Genomic DNA, 21,267 nt, shown 5'->3' on the forward strand with positions numbered 1-21,267 from the left:
AGCCTGCTCGCGAATACGCAGGATCATTCAACATAGGAGTTGAATGACACACCGCTTTCGCGAGCAGGCTCGCTCCCACATTTGAAGTGCGGTGCTCTTATTTATCGGACTTGATACTCGTCCACACCCGCGTGCGCACCCGCTCCATTTTCTGCGGCAACGGTTGCACCACATACAGGGTTTTCAGCGCTTCGCTGGTCGGGGTCAGGTTGGGGTTGTCGGTGATGTCCTTGTTGACCAGCGGCATCGAGTCCTTGTTGGCATTCGGGTAACCGAGGAAATCACTGATCGGTGCGATCACTTTCGGGTCGAGCAAGTGGTTGAGGAATTCGTGGGCCTCGGCGACGTTCTTCGCGCTCTTCGGAATGGCGAAGGTGTCGAACCAGATCGGCGCGCCCTCCTTCGGCAGACGCCAGTCGACCACCACGCCGTTGCCCGCCTCTTTGGCGCGATTACCGAACTGGTAGAAGCTGCCGGAATAACCGATCGCCACGCAGATGTCGCCGTTGGCGATGTCGGTCATATATTTGGCCGAGTTGAAATAGGTCACATACGGGCGAATCTTCATCATCAAGGCCTTGGCCTTTTCATAATCCGCCGGATTCTGGCTGTTCGGGTCGAGGCCGAGGTAATGCAGGGCCAGCGGCAGAATTTCCGACGGCGAATCGAGCATCGCCACGCCGCAGGCCTTGAGCTTTTCCATGTTCTCGGGCTTGAACACCAGATCCCAACTGTCCACCGGCGCGTTGTCGCCCAGGGCGGCCTTGACCTTGGCCGGGTTGAAGCCGATCAGCACGGTGCCATACATGTACGGCACGCCGTACTGGTTGCCGGGGTCGTTCGCGTCGAGCAACTTGAGCAGGGCCGGATCCTGGTGCTGCCAGTTCGGCAATTTCGACTTGTCGAGTTTCTGGAACACGCCGGCCTTGATCTGGGTTTCGATGAACTGATTGGACGGCACTACCAGGTCGTAACCGGAGTTGCCGGTGAGCAGTTTCGCTTCCAGGGATTCGTTGGTGTCGAAGGTGTCCCAGGTCACTTTGATCTTGCTTTGCTCGGCGAAGTCCTTGGGCACTGACGGCAGAATGTAATCCGCCCAGTTGTACACCCGCAGTTCGCGCTGCTCGGCCTGGACGGCGCTGGCCAGCAGCGTCAGGCCACACACGGTGGCGCCCAGAATGCGTTTGATCGTGACCATGGTTGTTTCCCCGAATGCGACGTGAGATCGATGGTTTTTATGTTCTGTACACGGCAGTGGCTGTAACGATAGCCAAGGGCAAAAAAGGTCGAGCCTGTTGTTATGGTTTCGATTCTTGCTGACAGCGTAGCGCGATGACAGTAGGCGGCAGGCCAAAAGGGGATCGATATGGCCAATTTGCTTGACCGCTGAAATGCGCAAACAAAAATGCCCGGCGCTGGGCCGGGCATTGCTGTGTTGCAGTTTGGATCAGTCGGTATAGCCGAGTCTGGCCGCCCTGCTCTGCTGCGCCTGACCGCGAGTTGCCAGGCAGTAATACAACGGCACGGTGACCACCAGGCCAACCAGCCACGACAGGTCGGCACCTTCCACCAGATTGGCGTACGGCCCCACGTACAGCGAGGTGTTGGCAAACGGCAGCTGCACGATGATGCCGATGAAGTAGGCAATGACCGCGTGCAGGTTGAAGCGCCCGTAGATCCCGCCGTCGGCGCGGAAGATCGAGGCAATGTCGTAGTTGCCGCGCTTGATCAGGTAGAAGTCGATCAGGTTGATCGACGCCCATGGCACCAGCACCAGCAACAGCGCGAGAATCAGTCCAATGAACTCGGAAATGAAATCCGCCGAAGCGCCGAGGGCGACCACGCAGCATCCGGCAAGGATCACGCTCGACAGCACCACGCGCACCTTGATGCTCGGCGTCCACTGGCTGGCGAAGGTCTGAATCGAGGTGATGATCGACAACACCGCGCCATACAAGTTGAGCGCGTTGTGGCTGATGATGTTGAGCAGAAACAGCACCATCAGAATCGGCCCCAGCCAACCGGTGGACTGCTTGACCGCTGCCATCGCTTCAGTGCCTTCCGGCGTCGCCAGCACCGCCACCGCGCCAAAGCTGAACGACAGAATCGTGCCCAGCGTCGCGCCCAAGTAAGTCGCCCAAAACGGTTTGGCGATGCCGATGTCTGCTGGCAGATAACGCGAATAGTCGGAGACGTATGGCGAGAAGCTGATCTGCCAGATGATCCCCAGCGACACCGTCGCCAGCCAGCCGGACAGGTTGAAACTGCCGCGCGTCAGGAAATCTGCCGGCAAGTCATGGGCGAAGATGTAGATGAAGCCTGTGAGCAATGCGCCGCCCATCACCCAGGTGCCGATGCGGTTGAGGGTGTGGATGAAGTTGTAGCCGATCACACCGATCGCCGTGGCGGCCAGCGCGCCGATCAGAATGCTCAGCGGCGCTGGCACTGACGGCGCAATGCCGACGATGGATTTGCCGGCTAGCACGATGTTGGAAATGAAGAAACCGATGTAGATGAGAGCCGCGAAGAACACGATCAGCAGTGCGCCATAACGACCGAACTGACCGCGACTCTGGACCATTTGCGGAATGCCCATGCGCGGACCCTGCGCCGAGGCCAGCGCAATCACCACGCCGCCGATCATGTGCCCCAGCGCAATCGCCAGCAACCCCCAGAACAGATTCAGATGGAACACCTGAACCACCATGGCGCCGGTGACGATGGGCAGTGGCGCGATGTTGGTGCTGAACCAAAGAGTGAACAGATCGCGGGCCCTCCCGTGGCGTTCCGCGAGTGGGACGTAATCGACCGTATGATTCTCGATCAACGGATCTTGCCGGGACATCTGGGACATATGCATGAACTCGAGTTTGTCTGTTTTTATCTTTGTATGAAGCCAAACCGGGAGGACTCTTGGGTCGCCCCTCAGATGCAGACCATATTATGGTATTCCAAACTTTGCACAAGCCTGATCCGCTGATTCTGTCGCTGTCTGATCCGCTATCCTCGCTGATCCCACCCCTGACCGGCTAGCTGAAACCCCCGTAAACACTGAGTTTCCGACGAAAGTGGCACGTTTATCGGTTCACCAGAAAAGCTCTTGCAAGATATGTATTACGGTATACCATCAGACCTACTAACCATAAAAACCGCGTCACACCACCCGAGGACCACCCAATGATCGATGCTGCCATTTACAAACAAGTCATGGGCTCGTTCCCGTCCGGCGTCACCGTTATCACCACGCTGGACGACGACGGTCAGATCGTCGGCCTGACCGCCAGCGCGTTCAGCTCACTGTCGATGGACCCGGCGCTGGTACTGTTCTGCCCCAACTACAGCTCCGACTCCTATCCCGTACTGATCAAGAACAAACGCTTTGCGATTCACCTGTTGTCCAGCGTGCAGCAAAGCGAGGCCTATGCCTTCGCGCGCAAAGGCAAGGACAAGGCGCAGGGCATCGAGTGGACGTTGAGCGAACTGGGCAACCCGATCCTCGCCAATGCGACGGCGGTGATCGAGTGCGAGTTGTGGCGTGAATACGAAGGTGGCGACCACGCGATCATGGTCGGCGCGGTGAAGAACCTGATCGTCCCCGAGCAAGTCGCCGGACCGCTGGTGTATTGCCACGGCAAGATGGGTGCGTTGCCGGTTGTGGCGTGATTTTCACATCCGCCGAAAATCCATGTGGGAGCGAGCCTGCTCGCGAATGCGATGGGTCAGTTGTTACATTTTTGACTGACCCGACGCCTTCGCGAGCAAGCTCGCTCCCACAAGTTTTGGTGTTGCCTGGGCGACCGTGTCAGGTCCTAAACCGGCTCACCAACTGATTCAACGTCTGCGACAACGCCGTCAGGTTCTGCGCATCCTGGCGAGTTGAATCCGCCAGGCTCGCCACCAACTGCGCATCACCATGAATCTGGCTGATGTGCCGATTGATGTCCTCCGCCACTTGATGCTGTTCCTCCGCCGCCGTGGCGATCTGCGTGTTCATGTCGCGGATCACGTCAACGGATTCACGAATCAATTCAAAACTCGCCCGCGCCGCGTTGATCGACACCACGGTTTCCTGCGATACCTCGAGGCTGGCGTGCATCTGCTTGCCCATCTGGTGGGTGCGCCGCGCCAGATTGCCGAGCAGTGCGTCAATCTCACCGGTGGAATCCGAGGTGCGTTTGGCCAGCGCGCGAACTTCATCGGCGACCACGGCAAAGCCCCTGCCCTGTTCACCGGCGCGCGCGGCCTCAATGGCGGCGTTGAGCGCGAGCAGATTGGTCTGCTCGGCAATCGAGCGAATCGTGCCGAGGATCGACTGGATGTCGTTGCTGTCCTCCTCCAGTTGCTGCATCGACTCGGCGCTGTGGCCGATCTCCTGACTCAAGCGCCCGACGTTACTTACCGCCGCGTCGATCTGCTGCTGCCCGGTGTGTGCCTGACGCTGACCGTTGTCTGCCGAGTCGGCCGCCTGACTGCACGAGCGCGCAACCTCGTTGGACGTGGCGACCATTTCGTGAAACGCCGTAGAAACCATGTCCACCGCCTCACGCTGACGCGAAGCCACGTCGGCCATTTCCGCCGAGACCTCGGTGGCGCTGCCGGAGCTGCTGTGAATCTGCCCCGCTGCTTGGCCGATGCGCTGAATCAACGTACGAATCGCTTCGAGAAACTGGTTGAACCAGCCGGCCAGTTGCGCGGTTTCATCCTGCCCGCGTACTTCCAGTCGCGCAGTCAGATCGCCCTCGCCTTGAGCAATACCTTCGAGACCACTGGCGACACCACGAATCGGCTTGACCATCAGTCCGGCAAACCAAGCGCCGGCCATTGCAAACAACAATGCGCAAACCACAGCGATAACGCCGATCAGCCAGGTCAAACGCGTCGCCCCCGCCATCACTTCGCTCGCCTTGACCAAGCCGACAAACCGCCAGCCCAACGCCTGCGAGGGCCAGACCAGCGCCATGTAATCCTCGCCGGCCAGTTGCACCTCGACCATACCTTTGCCCGCCTCGGCCAGTTGCTGATAACCGTCGCCGAGATCGCTGAGTTTCTTGAAGTTGTGCGCCGGATCGCTTGGGTCCACCAGCACGGTGTTGTTGGCTTCCATCAACATCAGATAACCGCTCTCGCCGAGGCGGATCTGCTTGACCAGGTCGGTCAACTGCTTGAGCGACACATCGATATTGACCACGCCAGCATTGCTGCCCAACTGGTTGTTGAAACTGCGTACGGTGCTCACCAGCACCACGTCATCCGCCGCCCAGTAATAGGCCTCGGTGCGCAGGGTTTTGCCGGGATTGGCCATCGCGGTTTTGTACCAGGGCCGGGTGCGCGGATCGTAGTTGGCCAGTTGCGCATCGCCCGGCCAGAACAGATAACCGCCTTGCTCGGTGCCGACAGATAGATAGGTGTAAGCCGGGTGCGCCTTGGCCAGACCGTCGAACAGCTTGAACAGCTGTTGATCCTGCGGCCCCATCGGCACTTGCGCAGCGTCGCTGCTCAGGTAGCGTTTAAGGCTGGTGTCGATGCTCTGCAGTTGCGGATGCTCGGCCAGATAAGCAACGTTCTGGCTGATGCCCTCGAAAAACAGCTGCATCGCGTTTTCCACCTGACGCACCTCGCGCCCGGTGCTGTCAGTAAAGGTGTCGCGCGCGCCCTCGCGGACATTGAGGATGATCAGCGCTGCCACCAGTAACACCGGCAGGCTGGCGATTACCGCAAACGCCAGAGTCAGTTTTTGTTTTATGTTCATTGCTTGCGCCTTCCTTGTTCGAAGTGTCGGTCAGAAATATTTTGCGGATATTCCGTATTATGGTATACCAATATTCAATCAACCGAACAGCCGTCCTCGAAGGCGTGCCTGAATGGTGAGAAGACTCGCGAGCGCACAGCGCTCACGTCAGTTCGACAGGCCCGCACACGACCGGCCAATTACAAAAGACTCGAGGTAGCGTCATGAAATTTTCCCTGTTCGTACACATGGAACGCTGGGACGAAAGCGTCAGCCACCGCCAACTGTTCGAAGACCTGACCGAACTGACCCTGATGGCCGAGGCTGGCGGTTTCAGCACCGTGTGGATCGGCGAACACCACGCCATGGAATACACCATCTCCCCAAGCCCGATGCCGCTGCTGGCCTACCTCGCAGCGAAAACCACCACCATCCACCTCGGCGCCGGCACCATCATCGCGCCGTTCTGGCACCCGCTACGCGTCGCCGGCGAATGCGCCCTGCTCGACGTGATCAGCAACGGCCGCATGGAAGTCGGCCTCGCACGCGGCGCCTATCAAGTTGAATTTGACCGAATGGCCGGCGGCATGCCCGCCTCCAGCGGCGGCCAGGCCCTGCGCGAAATGGTCCCGGTGGTCCGCGCCCTGTGGCAAGGCGACTACGCCCACGACGGCGACATCTGGAAATTCCCCACCTCCACCAGCGTGCCGAAGCCGATCCAGAAGCCCAACCCACCCATGTGGATCGCCGCCCGCGACCCCGACTCGCACAACTTCGCCGTGGCCAACGGCTGCAACGTCATGGTCACGCCATTGATGAAAGGCGACGAAGAAGTCCTCGACCTGAAGAACAAATTCCAGACCGCGCTGGACAACAACCCAGACGTGCCGCGTCCGCAATTGATGGTACTGCGCCACACCCACGTGCACACCGCCGACGACCCGGACGGCTGGAAAGTCGGCGCGAAAGCGATCTCACGTTTCTATCGCACCTTTGATGCGTGGTTCGGTAACAAGCAGACACCGGTCAATGGCTTCCTCGCGCCGAGCCCGGAAGAGAAGTTTGCCGGACGTCCGGAGTTTGAGCTGGAAAGCCTGCACAAGACCGCGATGATCGGCACGCCGGAAGAGATCATTCCGCGGATCAAGTACTACCAGGAACTGGGGGTGGATGAGTTCAGTTTCTGGTGTGATAACAGCTTGCCGCATGAGGAGAAGAAGAAGTCGTTGGAGTTGTTTATCAAGCATGTGGTGCCGGCGTTTCGCTGATTACTCGGCGGACGGTCTCTGACCCACTAAAAAGCCCCGGACTTGTCCGGGGCTTTAGTTTTTAGAGATCACGGGAATGCGCTGGCCCGGCTGGGTGACATCGTAAACACGCTGCTCGCAACCCCGCCCAACAAACTGAAACTCCACCAGGTAGACCTTGCTTCGCTCCGGCGTAAAGGTACTGCTCAGCGGCCCGCAGCTATAAGTGTTGCCGGTGCCCATGCCGTTGGAACGCCCCGACACTTCGAAGGGTTCGTCGGTATTGGCTTGCGCTTCCAACTGAGGGAAGTGCTTGAACGTGGCGCTGTTGGCCGCTTCGTTAAGCTTGGCGATCCAGCCGAATACCTTACCCCGCCCGGAATCCACCACAGTACCCAGCACCTCCATTCGTTGATCGGGATCTGAAGCCCGGCGAACCGCGAACTCGACAGGGTATGTGTAACCTGTCGATCTCATGATGACTTTGGCGTGTTGTGCATCTGGCGTTGCCGTTCTTTGCTGAATTTGGACACCATCCTTTAAAAGACTGGGGGAAGAGTCTCTGACGTGGGTGTTGCAGCCTGAAAGTATGAAAAACACCATAAACAACGATGGTATTTTGGCCACTTTTTGGCACTCCGTTCCAGCGTTACAACGGCCCAACACTCACGATTGAGGCTACGAAGATTCACGAGCCATCAACGGCTAATTGATCGGCTCAATAACCCACGTCACCAGAGCCCGCGGCGACGTGCTACCTGTATCGAGGCACTCCTCTTATAAGCTGCCCAGAAGGTTCTTGTATTTCACACAAACTGAACTTTGGGAAAGAATAGAATCGTCCACGTCATTTAAAACACAAGGCCAGGCTTTCGCAAAACTTAAAAAAACCTTCAAGTAAATTAACTTCGCATGCTCGGTATGATCGAGGTTAAGCTCAATCATTACCTGCGGCTCCCCCCCCAAGACATCCTGCCACCCTTGCAGATCTTCGGCATCGTAAAATTCTTCAAGAATATCTTTTGAATGCAATGCCAGCCAGATTTCCGAATTGCCCTCGCTAACGCTGCCCCGAAAGGGCTTGCCGGAACTCACGAACCCACCGTGCGCCAAGATGATTTCTTTGAAGTCTTCTGTGTTCAACTTTTCTGATGAAATGATCATTGCCGATAACGACATGGTTATAACCCTCCTCTGCTCGCACCATACAAAAAGAGCTGATCTAAAGTGCTTATCACCTTGACACCTAGTTTCTCGTAGGACTTTATCTGCTGCGCCTTATCCATATTCGGCGCAAACAAAATGACTTGCTTGCGATCGGGATTCAGCGTTGGATTGTTTATGAATTTCAGCAACTGCTGCTGTTTCCCTGGTTTAGTACCGCTCGCCACTTCGATAATGAAATTAGGCGTTTCAGCATCAATTTCGCCAAGACCCAAGGGTTTCCCCTCTACGAATTTGTGCCTGAATATACTCTGATAATCCACTAGCACACCCTTGTCATAGAGTGCTTTACCTACTTGTCCCTCCAGCAACTCTCCCGGAGAGCTCGACTTCAATGCTTGCTCAATATCATCTGAAAACCTACCGGGTTCAAATTTCAGGAATCTACCAGCATTCCCAGCTTCACTGTCCGCCAGTCCCGCCAACTTGATCCGAAGCAATTCTGTTTCAGCAGCGGCTACTTTTGCTGCCTCCCGCTTCGCTACGACTTCCAGAATTGCGTCTACAACAAACTTACCACTTCGAATCCCTGTCATCGCGAGCATGGCGTCATCGAAGGCGCTAACAGAAAGTAACCCTTTATTACCAATTGTCGCCAGTCGATCAGCAGCATCCGTCACAACAGACTCAAATGACGAGATGCTCGACAACTCGTTCCCATACTGTGCTGTCTGTTCCCGGCCAAACTGGCCCCACTGCTGGTAAACCGCTCCTTGCCCAAATACCCCGGCAGCATTGAACAACGTCGAATCGTCGAATTGCTCTTTGGTGGCACTGAACGCGTATACCGGTGCGCCATTAGCGATAATCGGTCGACCATCACTCCAGGTCAGCGGGGTTTTCTGAGCGGTCAGTTGCGAGATAGCTTCATAAGCAACCCCCATATCAATAGCAAAACCCTCGGACTCAGAATCATTGCCCATGGTTTTCTGCATGACACTTTTCAGGCTTTCCAGGTGTGCTGCATCCACTTCGGCGCCAGCAGCGAGGAGGAGCAAGTCTTCCCAACGAGCGCTTGAATGTGGCGTTCCAAGCAAGCCTTGAAGCTCCTCGGCTTTTTTCTTCAGCAACGGGATCTCTTGCTGCTTGTGCAACTGGCGGTTGAACATCTCGACACCGGTTGCACTTGTAACCGCAGTCGTCGCACCCGTTGCTCCGCCACCAGACCCCGCCGCCGCGCCAAGACCCGAAGCAATCAAGGTAGCCAACGAATCCTGCTGCTTATCGCTGAGACCACTATCTTTCAGGGCTTTGGCAATCATTGGCATCAAGGCTGCGGAAACACCTGCACCCAGTGCACCGGCTGCAACGCTGCTGCCCGACAACCCCATTACCGCGCCAACCAGCGAGTGCAGCATGACGCGTGCGGCCCCGCCTTCGGCCCACGCCGCTTGAGTCACACTGTCAGTAGCATCGCGTGCTTGCTTGTCGGCGTAGTCGCCGATTTTTTTGAACGCGTCATTGGCCGTGGTGTTGGCGACGATACCGATGGCCGTCGTGCCGCCCACGCCTCCCAGGCCCACAGCAATCAAACCTGCCGCAACATCTGCCATGATGCGTTTTTCGCCGCCCACCTCCCAACTTTTAAGCTCGATGAGTGCTGCCAGACGCTCCTCGTCGGTCGTGGCTGCCTTCATTTTTTCAGCGGCCGCTTGCTGCTGAGCGTTGGCCACTTTGCCGATGATGTTTCTCGACAGCGAGACCGTGCTCTGAATCAGATCAATCCGCTCTTGAATGGCTTTTTGATCAGGTTTGTCCAGTGCCTCATTCGCATGCGCCGTATCACGATTCAGACCCACCAGATCATTCACGCCTGCAGCGTTGCGCACGATGATGGTGCCTTCGCTGACGGCACTGCGGGTCTTGCTCTGATCCGAGTCTTCAAGCGCCAGCGGAATGCTGCCGCCGACACTGGTGCCGGACTTGCCGCCATAAGACAGCGAAATGCCGGCCGACTGGGCACTGATATCGCTCGTATTTTTGATGTCACTGACGTACAGACGATCAGTGCTGAGCAGGTTCTTGTCCGTTGTCGCTTCACTGGCAATGACCGCGCCTTGCAGGGTGGTGTTTTTGCCAACAGTGATGTCGTATCCACCTTGACCGGCGAACAGACCGCTCTGATCTGTCACGGCCTTGTAGTCGCTGTTCATGTTGCCGGCGGCAAGACTTGCCGATCCGGTGACCGGCGCACCATAGCAAAATGGCGGAATACAGATACTCGCGCCGATACCGGCACTGCCCTGCTTGCTGCTCTGGGTCTCGGTGTCCTGACGCGAGGTGATGTTGAGGTTGCCGTCGATCACAGCCTTGATACTGTCGGCTCGGACTTGTGCACCTGCCAGCGTTGTGTCATTGCCGCTGTGCAAGGAGAGAGAGCCGGTATCGAGGGTAGTATTGACCTGAGTGACCGAGCTGCCGGTGCCTTTGTTTTTGGCTACAGACGCTCCGAGATCAAGGGTAAATCCGTTCTGCTCGCCCAGGTTGAAGCTAGCGCCAATGGCGGTTTTGTTATTACTGCCGTTGTTGGCCCAGTCAGCCGTGTTCTGTGCGCTCTCCAGGATAATGTCGTTTTTGGCGATCAAAGCGGTGTCTGCGGCTTTCACGCTGCTACCGACAATATGAATATCACCGGCAGTCCCCGGCGCACCGCCATCAGCGATGATCAACAGGTTCTTGCCCGCATTGATCGTGCTCTGCCTGGCGGTCTGACTGTTGTACTCGCTCGTACTCTTGCTGTGCGTATTTGCCAGTTCAGTGCCGATCTTTATCAACGAACCATTGCTGGCAGAGCCCTGTTTTTTGCCATAGTCCGAACCCGCACCTTCGGCGCCTCCCGCCATACCACCAAAGTCATTCAGCGCCATAGCGGCTTGAGCGTACTTGACTGCCTTAAGGCGCGGATCATCGGCGTTTTTCGCCGCTTCGACGGAATTGTGAATGGTATTGACCGTATCAACGATCATGCCGCCAATGACCCGACCCACCCCAAGGCTGCTCGATTTGTCGGTACTGCTTTGACTCGAGCTTTCCATGCCGGCGGCAATCGTTACCTTTGAGCCAATGAGGCTCATGTCTTTGGTGCTGACCAGATCACTGGCAATCACGCTTAGCTCGCGACCGCTGGAAAGCTTCACATTGCCTCCGCTGGAGCCAATGGTGCTGCCGGCCAACGTCGTCTGAGAAGACTGACCGTTGTGACTCTGGCTACCAACGGACAAATGCTGGTTACCGGTGATGTCATCTACACCCAGTTTATTGGCCGTCAGGACACCGCTCAGATCGCTTTTTTTCTCTTTGTGATACTCGTTTCGAGTAAAGGTGTTTTCCGCCGCTTTGATGGTCAGATCGCGGCCGGCCTGCACAGCCAAATCTTCTGTACTCACCAAGGCAGAACCACTGATCATGACGTCACGGTTAGCTACAACATCCACGGTATTGCCGGAGATCATGCTGCCGATCGCAGTGGTTTGCGTCTCGGACACTCGATCCTTCATCTTGCTGGATTTCAGACCACCCAGGCTTTTTTTGCTCGAACTGCTTTCATGGCGAACACTTTGCGAATCTGTGACAGCAACGATTTGCACATCATTGCCCGCCACCAACTTCACTCCACCTTTTTCAGAAGCAACTTCGCTGCCTTTGATAAGGACGTCATTGTTCGCTACCAGGCTGACGTCACCCCCTGCAGTTACCGAACTGGCAATATTGGTGGTGCTGGCCGTCTCATCAATCTGACTTTTCTTACCCGAAGAACTTTTCTTGGTCTTGGTGTAGAAGCTGTAGTCGCTGTCTTCCGCTGACTGAAGCGTCAGATTTGCACCCGCTGTCAAATAGGCTTCGTTTCCGGCGCTGACCCGACTGGCAATCAGATCCAAGTCCTTACCGGAATTGAGCATTACGGTGCTACCTGCAGTCACCGTTGCAGAAACCTGCCTCACCTCATCATCCTGACGAGACATCTTCTTGTTGGCAGAACGCGAGTGCTCTTCATCCGCCGCCGAACTGATCACCAGATTCTCAGTCGCCGACATCGACACATCACGCTTGGCGTCAATCGCACTGGCCACCACGTTGATGTCACGTTTGGCATCCGCTTTGAAATCACGCCCCGCATCAATATCGGCGCCCAGTTGCGTGACGCTGCTGACGGCTCCTCTCCAGCCAAGCGATGCGCTGTTGTCGATCTGCACCGCCGCCACGTTAACATCGCGACCGGCACTCAATGCCATGTCCTGACCGCTTTTCAAAACACCACCGATGACGTTGATGTCCTTGGCTGCTTTGATGGTCAGGTCGTTGGCAGCCTCGATCCGTGCGGCGTTATCGGCGTAATCCGTATGCTGGGTGACGGAGCCGTATTTGTCGTCCACCGAGGTGATGGTCCGTTCGTTGATCACATCGCCCGTGCGCGTGGTCAGGCTGACGTCCTTGCCGGCAATGATGCCGCCGGCCTTGTTGACGATGTTGTTGGTGGCCAGCAAGTCCAGACGGTTGCCCGCCTCGATCGAACCGCTGTTGACCAGATCCTTGCCCGCAGTGGCGGACAGATTATTGGTGGCCTTGAGCGTCCCGACGTTGTCGAGGTTTTCCCCGGCAATCAGCGTCACATCATTACCGGCAATCAGCGCCCCGGTCGGGCCCAAACGGCCGTTGGCCTGGGCCAGATACACCACCGGCACCAGCACTTTTTCGCCGTTCACTTCGTGTTCTTCGAGCCAGACGATGTCGTGGGTCAGTGCCGCGACTTGCTGCGAGGTGAGCCCAACGCCGACGGAAAGGTTGAGCGCGTCCTTGCTGGCGATGGCGTTGTTCATCAGGTACTTGAACATGCCCTCGTTGGAGGTCTGGCCGTCGAGGAAAGCCTGGCCTGTGCGTGCGGTGACGGCTTGCTGGATAAGGCGTTGTTCGTAGAGGCCATCACCGAGGCGCTTGGCGCTTTGGTCTGGATCGAAGCCGAGTTTTTCCAACAGGTAATCGGAGCTCATGAACGACTTGAGCTCGGTCAGCACCGGGTTGGTTTCGATCAGGTATTTGTGCGGATTGGACGGTGCTGTGGTGTCGGGGAGCCCAGTGACACGAGTGACCGGACGGGTGTCGATCGATTCCTTCATGTCGTTGCCGCGACTCGGCATGCCCGATCCGGCGCTGCCCTCGGGCACCTTGACATCGACCGTACTGGCGACGGCCTGAACCATGCTTGGGTTGCGGTGAAAAGTGTCAACGGCGCGCGTGCTGTCAGATACCGCTGCCGGGGCATCGATGAACAGGTTGCGCGGCCCGCCGCTGCTGGCGGCGACCAGATGGTCCTGGGCATTTACCGCAACATTACCGACCGTCCACGTTGGTGCTGGCCCGGTATTGCTGGCTGCGGTACTGCTGGAGCCCTGCCCGCTCAGGCGGAACAGACCGTTCTCACCCGTCGGCAGGGAGAAGCCCGGCAGGCTCAGCGGATTGACCTGTTGCTGGGCAAGATCCGGCGGCAGTTGGCTGTTGATGCGCACGACAACAGTACCGCTGTTGCCGACGTTGGTATTGGCGACTTTATTCGTGCCACCGTTTGCGCTGTAGTCCTGATGGATGACGCTGTTGGCGATTTCCTGGGTGGCGGTTATCGAGACATTACCGCCGGCCTGAATCACGGCATTGCGAGAGCTCGTGACGTCGGTAGCACCGGTACTGTTTACGGGCTTCTCGACAGCGACGCCTTGTTGGTAAGGCGCCAGCTCACCCGGTATCGCCATCAGATTATTCGGGTCGTACAACGACGGCGTTGAAGTCTCAAAGCCCGCGCTGTATCCGGACATCGCCCTACCGTATTTGCGACTGCCGACGTTCTCGCCTGTCTCGGCGTCAACGATGACGATGCCATTGCCGACGGTTTTGGCGATCGCTTTCCGGATCAAGCCTTCCGGCGCGATAACGTAGTACACAAACGGGAAATCGGGGTTATTGCGCTGGTTGTACGGGAGGATCACGTTGGCCATGAATTGCGCCGTTGTGCCTGTGCCCATCTCGAAGTTGTACTGACGCGTGACTTCAACGGTTCCGCTCTTCGCACCGATGTTCTTCAGACTATCGGCGATGATGTTGATGTTGCCGCCCGCCGCGACCGTACTTTTGCTGTTGAGGAATGTGCCGCCCTGGAAGGTGAAATCCTTGCCGACGTTGAACATCGCCGAGGCGCTGCTATCTGTGTCGAAGAATTGATAAGTCTCACGGGTGGCGAGGAAGTTGTTGAAGGTGCCCCCGACGCAGTCACCGCAACTGGCGGCGATCAAGCCCGAGATCAGCTTGCGTTCAACCGACGCTGTCGGCCCTTCCGTACGGTTCTCAAACACATCCGCATTCATCGTGAAGCCGCGCCCGCTCTCCATCGAGCCGGAGATGTTGTATATCCCCGCCGCCCGTGCCGCGCCGCCATAGCCGCCCATTACCACATCGCCCAGGCCGTAGAAATCACCGTGCTGGTTGGTCAGCGTCCCGACGCCAAGCGTCATGTTGTTACCGCTGAAAATCAGCCCACGGTCATTGAGCAGCGAAGGCGTGTTGATGATGAGGTTCTGTGCCGCACCGAGGGTGCCGTAGTTGGCAACACCGCCCGCATTGATCGTCAGGTCTTCGCTGGAGGTCATGCGCCCGGCGTTGGTGAGCTGTCCGCCGATATTGACGGTCGACGTCGCGCCTACCGCAAAGCTGCCGCCCGCCGCGACGTTCATCTGCGCGGCAGAAACGTAAGCGCCGCGCTGACTGGTCAAGCGGCCGCTGCCGCCGTAGGTACCGCCGATTTGCAGATCGAGGAGGCCATCACTGGCGATCAGCCCGTCGTTGCTCCAGTTGCCGCCACGGATCTGCAGCGAATCCGAAGCCAGCAGCTTGCCGCTCGCGGTCTGGCTGAACTGCCCGACATTGACGTTCAGGCGACCGGCCTGAATGACGTTGGAGTTGCTCCAGCTGTCGGCGTTGAGTTCCAACAGTCCGCCGGTGACGATGCTGCCGCCGGCGCCGATGACATTAGCGGTGGAGATGTCGAACTTGCCGCGTCCGACATGGTTGAGTTGCCCGCCGCCATTGAGGAAGCCGCCGAGCGCGAGGGTCATGTCAACGTTGGCGGTTTCCAGCACGCCGTTGCGGTTGTCGAGCAGACCGCCGATCTGGAACAGGGTCTTGCCGGTATTGCCCAGCGAACGCAGACGACCGTTCTGGTTGTCGACGCTGGCCGCTTTTACGCTCAGTTGGGTTTCGCTTTCGATGACGCCCGTGCCGTTGCGCAACGCACCCGTCAGGCCGAAGTCAATGCGATTCGCGGCGATCTGGCCGCTGGCATTTTCCAGATTCGAGCCGGTGACGCCGAGCGATCCCTTCGCATACAGCACACCGCTGCTGTTATCCAGCGCGGTGGTGGTAATGCTGCTGTCAGCGGACTGTGCGGAAATGCGCCCGCCGTTGTTGTTCAGCCCGGCCAGTGCGGTCAGGGTCAGAGCCTGCGCCTGGATGATGCCGCCCTGACGATTGTTGTTCAGGTCAAAACCGTTGCGCAGCACGCCGACGGTGCGTGCTTCCAGTGCGCCTTTGATGCTGGAAAGAATGCCGCCACGGTTGTCGATGTTGGCCGCTTTGACGAAGACCTTGCCGTTCTGCGCGATGACCTTGCCGCTCTGGTTGTCGAAGTCAGCGCCGATGTCCAGGGTCAACGCGCCTTCGCTCTGAATCGAACCCTTGCCGTTGCCCAGGCTGGCGGCGCTCAGTTCCACGCCGGCATTCTGGCTGTAGATCAGACCGTCAGCGCTGTTATTGATGGTGCCCGTTGCGCTGATCTGCAACTGATCGTTGGCCGCGACCGTGCCCTTGTTGCTGTTGTCCAGCGAACCGGTACGCACCTCGAGGGTTTTCTGGCTGGCGATCTGACCGTTCTGGTTGCGCAGGTCGGTGACGCCCTTGAGCAACATCGCGCCGCTGCTCGCCAGCTTGCCGGCGTTATTGTTCAGCTCGCCGCTCAGGCCGAGAGAGATTGCGTCGTTGCTGGCGATCTGTCCGCCACTGTTGTCCAGACGCGAGGCGGTTGCGGTGAAAGCCTGTTCGGCATTGACTGAGCCGCTGGCATTGGTGAACGCCGTACTCACGACATCCAGTGCCGCACCACTGAAGATCAGGCCCTGATTGTTGTTCAGCGCACCGCCCAGTGTCAGGATCTGGCCTGCGCCACTGCTGAGATTGCCCTTGTTGCTATTGTCGAGACTGCCCGCTTTTACGATCAGATTGCCTTGGGCAACCAGTGCACCGCTGCCACTGTTTAGCAGCGCGTCCTTGAGGTCGACCGAGACGTCGGCGAACTTGCTGGAGAGCGTGCCGCTGTTGCGGTTGTCGAGGCTGTCGACGTTGACGGTGAGTCCTTGCCAGCCGGAAATCAGGCCTTTCTGGTTGATCAGTGTGGTGCTACGCAGCAGCAGTTTTTCGCCGCTGATGATCTTGCCGGAAGTGTTGTTGAGCGCTTGAGCGATGAGATCGAAACCGAGGTTGCTGGAAATCTCGCCGCTCTGGTTGTTCACGTCACGCAGGCGTTTGAGCGTCAGTGGCCCTTGGGCAGTGAGCAAGCCGCGCTGGTTGTCGAGATCGCCATTGGCAAGGTCGAGGGTCACGGCTTTGTCGCCCAGCAGGCGTCCGCCGTTCTGGGTCAGGGACGTCAGTTTCAAGTCCATGTCACCGCTGGCAGAAACCTCCCCGTCTTCGCTGGAGTCCAGCCCGGTGGCGATCAGGGTCAGGTTGCCCTGGCTGTTGATCAAACCACTGTCGCGGTTGTTCAACCCGGCACTGCTGATCTCGAGCGACTGCGCCGCGCTGATCAAGCCTCTGCCGTCATTGCGCAGCAAGCCGTCCACAGTCAGGTCGAGGTCGCCCCGGCTGACCAGATTGCCGCCGCTGTTGTTCAGACTTGCCGCGCGTGCGTCGATGACCGCCGCGCCGATCATGCCTTTGACGTTGTCCAGTGCCGCCGCGATGCGCAGGGTCAGGCCCTGATTGCTCAAGAGCTTGCCGTTGCTGTTGTCCAGGCTTTGCGCAGTCAGGGTGAACGCCTCGGCGCTGGAAATCTTGCCGCCCTGGTTGTTGACGCCCTTGAGCTGCTTGAGCAGCAGCGCGCCCGGGGCGTTGATCAAACCACCGATGTTGTTCAACTGACCGTGGTTCAAATCCAGGCTCAGTTGCGTGTTGCTGAACAGCTTGCCGCCTTGCTGATCGAGGCCGCTGACCGAAGCCGTCAGCGCGTTTTGACTACCGATACTGCCGTCGCCGCCGTTGGTGACCTGACCCGCCGTGAGGTTCAGGGTGTCGGCACTGCTGAGTCGACCGTTGCTGTTATCGAAGGCGCCGGTGGTCACGGTGACCGCGCCTTTACCGCTGAGCGTGCCCTTCTGGCGATTATCGAGGCTGGCGCCAGTCAGCAGCAGCATGCCATCGGTGACGATCTGGCCAGCCTGGTTATCGATGCTGCCGTCACTGTCCAGCTTCAGATCCGCCGCGCTGGACAGGCTACCGCCAACGTTGGTCAATTTCGCGGTGTCGACCGTCAGCGTGCCTTCGCTGCTGACCTTGCCCGAGCTGTTGTCAACGGCGCCGGTGAGGTTCAGCGACATGCCTTGCTGGCTGAGCAATTCGCCGCTGTCGTTGGCCAGCGAGTCCCCCTGCAGGGTGAACCGGGCACCTGCATTGATCAGCCCTTTGCTGCGGTTGAGCACTTCGTCGACAGTCAGGATCAGGCCTTTGCCGGTGAAGATCTTGCCGCCGTCGCTGTTGTCGATTTTTTTGCCAGTGACCAGCAAATCACCGTTGCTGCTGATTTCGCCGCCACGGTTGTCCAGATCAGCAACGGTCAGGGTCATGTCCTTGCTCGATCCGAGCAAACCGTTCTGCTGATTATCGAGTTGACCGGCCTGAAGTTTCAGCACGCCGGTGGCGATCAGTTGCCCTTTCTGATTGTTGACGGTTTTTGCCTGCACGCCGGCATCGGCCTTGCCAGCGATGTTGCCTTCACGGTTGACCAGTTCATCAGCGTTGACGGTCAGTTGGCCGTCAGCGATGACCGTACCGAGCTGGTTATCCAGGGTCTTGTCGACAGTCAGCAACAACTCGCCGCGACTGCTGATCAAGCCTTCATGGTTGCCTAGATTGCCGCTGTGGCTGTCGAGCGAGGCGCCAGAGATCACGCCTTTGAGGTTGTTCAATGCCGCTGCGATGCGCAACGTCAGGCCTTGCTGGCTGAGCAGTTTGCCGTTGCTGTTGTCCAGCTCACGCGCGGCGAATGTGAAAGCCTGCTGGCTGGAAATTTCCCCGCCCTGGTTGTTCACACCATTGAGGTTTTTCAGCAACAGCGTGCCGGGTGCATTGATCAAACCGCTCTGGTTGTTCAACTGGCCGTGGTTCAGATCAAGCGTCAGGTCGGCCTTGCTGAACAGTTCACCGCCCTGCTGATCAAGCCCGCTGAGCGAAACATCCAGCGCCTGCTGACTGGCGATGCGGCCAGCGGCGTTGTTGACCTGGCCGGCCTTGAGCGTCAGTGCCGCACCGCTGGTGAGTTTGCCGCCATCGTCGTTATTGAAAGCGCCGGTCTCGACCCGGCTACTGCCTTGGGCGTAAATCACACCTTTGCGACTGTTATCCAGACTGCCGCTGTTGACGGTCAGCGCGCGGTCGGTATTGATCGAACCGGCCTGATTGAGCAGCGCGCCAGTGCTGGTCAGCTTCAGATCGCCGCCACTGCCGAGACTGCCGTTGCTGTTGTCGATGCGTGCGGCATTGACGGTCAGCGTGCCGTCGCTGCTGATCGCACCGAGCGCATTCGCCAGCGCATCATCAAGGGTGATAACCAGTGCGTTGAGGCTGCTGAACGTGCCGCCACTGTTGTCGAACGTGGTGCCAGTGACCGTCGCCGCGCCTTTGGTCGCGGCGATCAAACCTTTGCTCTGGTTGATGAGTTTGCCGACGCTCAATCCGAGATCGCTGCCGGAAAGAATCTTGCCGTTGCTGTTGTCCAGACGCAGTCCTTTGACGTTCATCAACAGGCTGCTGGAGATTTCGCCGCTGCGATTGTCGACGTCATCCACCGATAGGGTCAGTGCTTGGGTGGTGCCGACCAGTCCGCCGTTACGGTTATCGAGGGACTTGCCGCTCAGGCTCAGATTGCCTTGCGCGACCAGTTCGCCGCCCTGTTGCTGCAGCAGGCCGATGGTTGCCAGCAAGTCGCTTTGGCTGGCAATGCGCCCGGCAGCGTTTTGAATCTCTGCGGCGGTAAGGTTGACCGCGCCGGCTGCGCTGAGCAGACCACCGCTGTTGTCCAGACGAGTGCCCACATAGGTCAGGCCTTGTTTGCCGCTGATCACACCCTTTTCGCGGTTATCCAGTTGTGCGACGTTAAGGTTCAGTTGCTGGTCAGCCTGGATCACACCGCCCCTGTTATCGACCACATCACCGCGCAGGGCCAGCGTGTTTTTACCGATGACTTTGCCGTCGCTGTTGAGCAGCGTGCCGGCCTGCAGATCAAGGGCGCCTTTGGCCGAGATGTCACCTTTGTTGCGGTTGTCGAGGGTGCCACTGATGCGCGCCGTCAGGCTGCCATCGCTGACCACCGCACCGGCCTCGCGGTTATCCAGACTCGCGGCTTTGAGATTGACCAAACGCCCCGAACCAAGAACGCCATCACGGTTGTCCAGCGCCCCGCTCAGGTCGATGTTCAGGCCCAGATCACCGAGCATCTGCCCGCTACGGTTGTTGAGCATGCCGCCGCTGATGTTGATGTTTTGCGCGCTGAGCGTGCCGCTTTGATTGTTCAGGATCTGCGTTGCGTTGACCCTCAGGTTGCGGCTGGCGGTGAGGTCTTTGCCGCTGTTGTTGATGGCCTGTGCGCTCAGGCTCAGATCACCGCTGTTGTTACGGCTGCCGTCTGCGTTGACGCCAGCTTCAATGGCGCCGGCGTTGGTCAGTTGCCCACCGGCGCTGAGCATCACGCTGTCGCGGGCGGCCAAGGTCTGGCGGTTGGTCAGGTTGCCTTGGGTCTGTACGTTGAGCGATGTGCCGGCGTAAATCGGAGCTTGCGCGTCGAGGCTGGCAGCTTTGACGTTGACCGCGCCGGTGGCCGAAGTGTCGACCAGGCTCAATTGACCATTGGCATCCAGCTGAATATCACCGCCGCTGGCGATCAGTTTGCCGTCGAGTTTCACCCCGACGCCGGCCTCGGTGCCGACCAGTTTGATCGCCCCGGCGTACATGCCGCCGAGTGCCGAGGAGTCGATGGCCAGTTGCGGTTTGGCGCTGCCGTCGTCGGCGCGGGCCGTGGCGTTGAGGCTGTCGGCGTTGACGTCGTTGCGACCGGCGACGATGGTCAGGTTCTGTGCCTGGATCTGCGCATTGATCTTGGCGCTGCGGGTGATGATTTCGAAGCGGTCGATATTGGTTGCGTTGATGCCCGCGCCTTCGATAGCCACGCTGCCTTGATCAACCTGAAAGCGATCCAGCCGACCGTTTTCCAGCACTGGTTTACCGGTAGTCAACGTCACCCGTGGTGCGTTGATGAAACCGCAGCCATTGCAGGTGATGCCATACGGGTTGGCGACAATCACTCGCGCAGACTGCCCGGCTACTTCGGTGTAACCGCGCAACTGACTCGGGTTGCCGCTGATGACTTCGTTGAGAATCGCCTGCGCCGAACCGCTGTTTTTCAGGTTCGGGTTGCCGATGACGTGGCCGCCCAGTTGCGTGTTCGATGTTTGCGCTGCGCCGTTGTTGAGAATGACGCCCTGCGCACCGACGTTGTAGTCGTGGAACTGGTTGTGCGACAGGCCACTGGCGTTGGGCGTGGCGATGTTGATGATCGGCACACCATTGCCGGCGCGGTCCAGCGTGGTATTCGGGTTGGCAACGACGATGCCGTCGGCCTGCGCCCAGACCGGTTGCCAGAACATGACGTTCGCCAGCAGGAAGGCAAGTCCGCGCTTGGGCATGCCAAGGAACAACTCACGGTTTTTAACGACCGCACTCGGCTGATCTGCGAGGAAGGCAAACTGGCGAACGTCCATG

8 protein-coding genes are annotated in these 21,267 nt (G+C 58.4%); 2 read left to right on the forward strand and 6 right to left on the reverse strand.

The features are described from left to right. Positions 1-97: 97 nt before the first annotated feature. Positions 98-1,198 (reverse strand): polyamine ABC transporter substrate-binding protein, encoded by a 1,101-nt coding sequence (locus QMX86_RS17050; RefSeq protein ID WP_016775035.1) that lies wholly within the window; start codon positions 1,196-1,198, stop codon positions 98-100. Positions 1,199-1,447: 249 nt separating this feature from the next. Next, entirely contained in the window at positions 1,448-2,854 is a 1,407-nt protein-coding gene (locus tag QMX86_RS17055) for a cytosine permease (protein WP_282384688.1), read from the reverse strand. Positions 2,855-3,177: 323 nt separating this feature from the next. Between QMX86_RS17055 and QMX86_RS17060 the strand changes: the two genes are divergently transcribed. Further along, the gene (locus QMX86_RS17060) at positions 3,178-3,663 is read left to right on the forward strand and encodes a flavin reductase family protein (protein ID WP_016775037.1); all 486 of its coding nucleotides are present in this window, start codon (positions 3,178-3,180) and stop codon (positions 3,661-3,663) included. A gap of 139 nt (positions 3,664-3,802) precedes the next feature. Here QMX86_RS17060 and QMX86_RS17065 read toward each other — a convergent pair whose 3' ends face one another. Continuing rightward, positions 3,803-5,749: a methyl-accepting chemotaxis protein gene (locus QMX86_RS17065; RefSeq protein ID WP_282384687.1), complete on the reverse strand. Its 1,947-nt coding sequence runs from the start codon at positions 5,747-5,749 to the stop codon at positions 3,803-3,805. Between the two features lie 203 nt (positions 5,750-5,952). Between QMX86_RS17065 and QMX86_RS17070 the strand changes: the two genes are divergently transcribed. Further along, positions 5,953-6,996 (forward strand): LLM class flavin-dependent oxidoreductase, encoded by a 1,044-nt coding sequence (locus QMX86_RS17070; RefSeq protein WP_039763087.1) that lies wholly within the window; start codon positions 5,953-5,955, stop codon positions 6,994-6,996. Between the two features lie 54 nt (positions 6,997-7,050). On the opposite strand, the gene QMX86_RS17075 is transcribed toward QMX86_RS17070, so the two are convergent. The 3 genes from QMX86_RS17075 to QMX86_RS17085 form a co-directional block, all read right to left on the reverse strand. Continuing rightward, positions 7,051-7,578 carry a hypothetical protein gene (locus tag QMX86_RS17075; RefSeq protein WP_110645629.1) on the reverse strand — a complete coding sequence of 176 codons (528 nt, stop codon included), beginning with the start codon at positions 7,576-7,578 and terminating at the stop codon, positions 7,051-7,053. Positions 7,579-7,752: 174 nt separating this feature from the next. Continuing rightward, the gene (locus tag QMX86_RS17080; protein WP_071172732.1) at positions 7,753-8,154 is read right to left on the reverse strand and encodes a hypothetical protein; all 402 of its coding nucleotides are present in this window, start codon (positions 8,152-8,154) and stop codon (positions 7,753-7,755) included. Between the two features lie 2 nt (positions 8,155-8,156). Continuing rightward, positions 8,157-21,266, reverse strand: a complete 13,110-nt coding sequence (locus QMX86_RS17085) for a hemagglutinin repeat-containing protein (RefSeq protein ID WP_282384686.1) — start codon at positions 21,264-21,266, stop codon at positions 8,157-8,159. Position 21,267: the final 1 nt, after the last annotated feature.

Source organism: Pseudomonas sp. PS01270 (assembly GCF_029959775.1).
Lineage (GTDB): Bacteria > Pseudomonadota > Gammaproteobacteria > Pseudomonadales > Pseudomonadaceae > Aquipseudomonas > Aquipseudomonas atacamensis.

Coding starts and splice junctions, on each gene's coding strand:
- QMX86_RS17050 (WP_016775035.1), bottom strand. CDS start 1,198: ATGGTCACGATCAAACGCATTCTGGGCGCCACCGTGTGTGGCCTGACG.
- QMX86_RS17055 (WP_282384688.1), bottom strand. CDS start 2,854: ATGTCCCAGATGTCCCGGCAAGATCCGTTGATCGAGAATCATACGGTC.
- QMX86_RS17060 (WP_016775037.1), top strand. CDS start 3,178: ATGATCGATGCTGCCATTTACAAACAAGTCATGGGCTCGTTCCCGTCC.
- QMX86_RS17065 (WP_282384687.1), bottom strand. CDS start 5,749: ATGAACATAAAACAAAAACTGACTCTGGCGTTTGCGGTAATCGCCAGC.
- QMX86_RS17070 (WP_039763087.1), top strand. CDS start 5,953: ATGAAATTTTCCCTGTTCGTACACATGGAACGCTGGGACGAAAGCGTC.
- QMX86_RS17075 (WP_110645629.1), bottom strand. CDS start 7,578: ATGGTGTTTTTCATACTTTCAGGCTGCAACACCCACGTCAGAGACTCT.
- QMX86_RS17080 (WP_071172732.1), bottom strand. CDS start 8,154: ATGTCGTTATCGGCAATGATCATTTCATCAGAAAAGTTGAACACAGAA.
- QMX86_RS17085 (WP_282384686.1), bottom strand. CDS start 21,266: ATGGACGTTCGCCAGTTTGCCTTCCTCGCAGATCAGCCGAGTGCGGTC.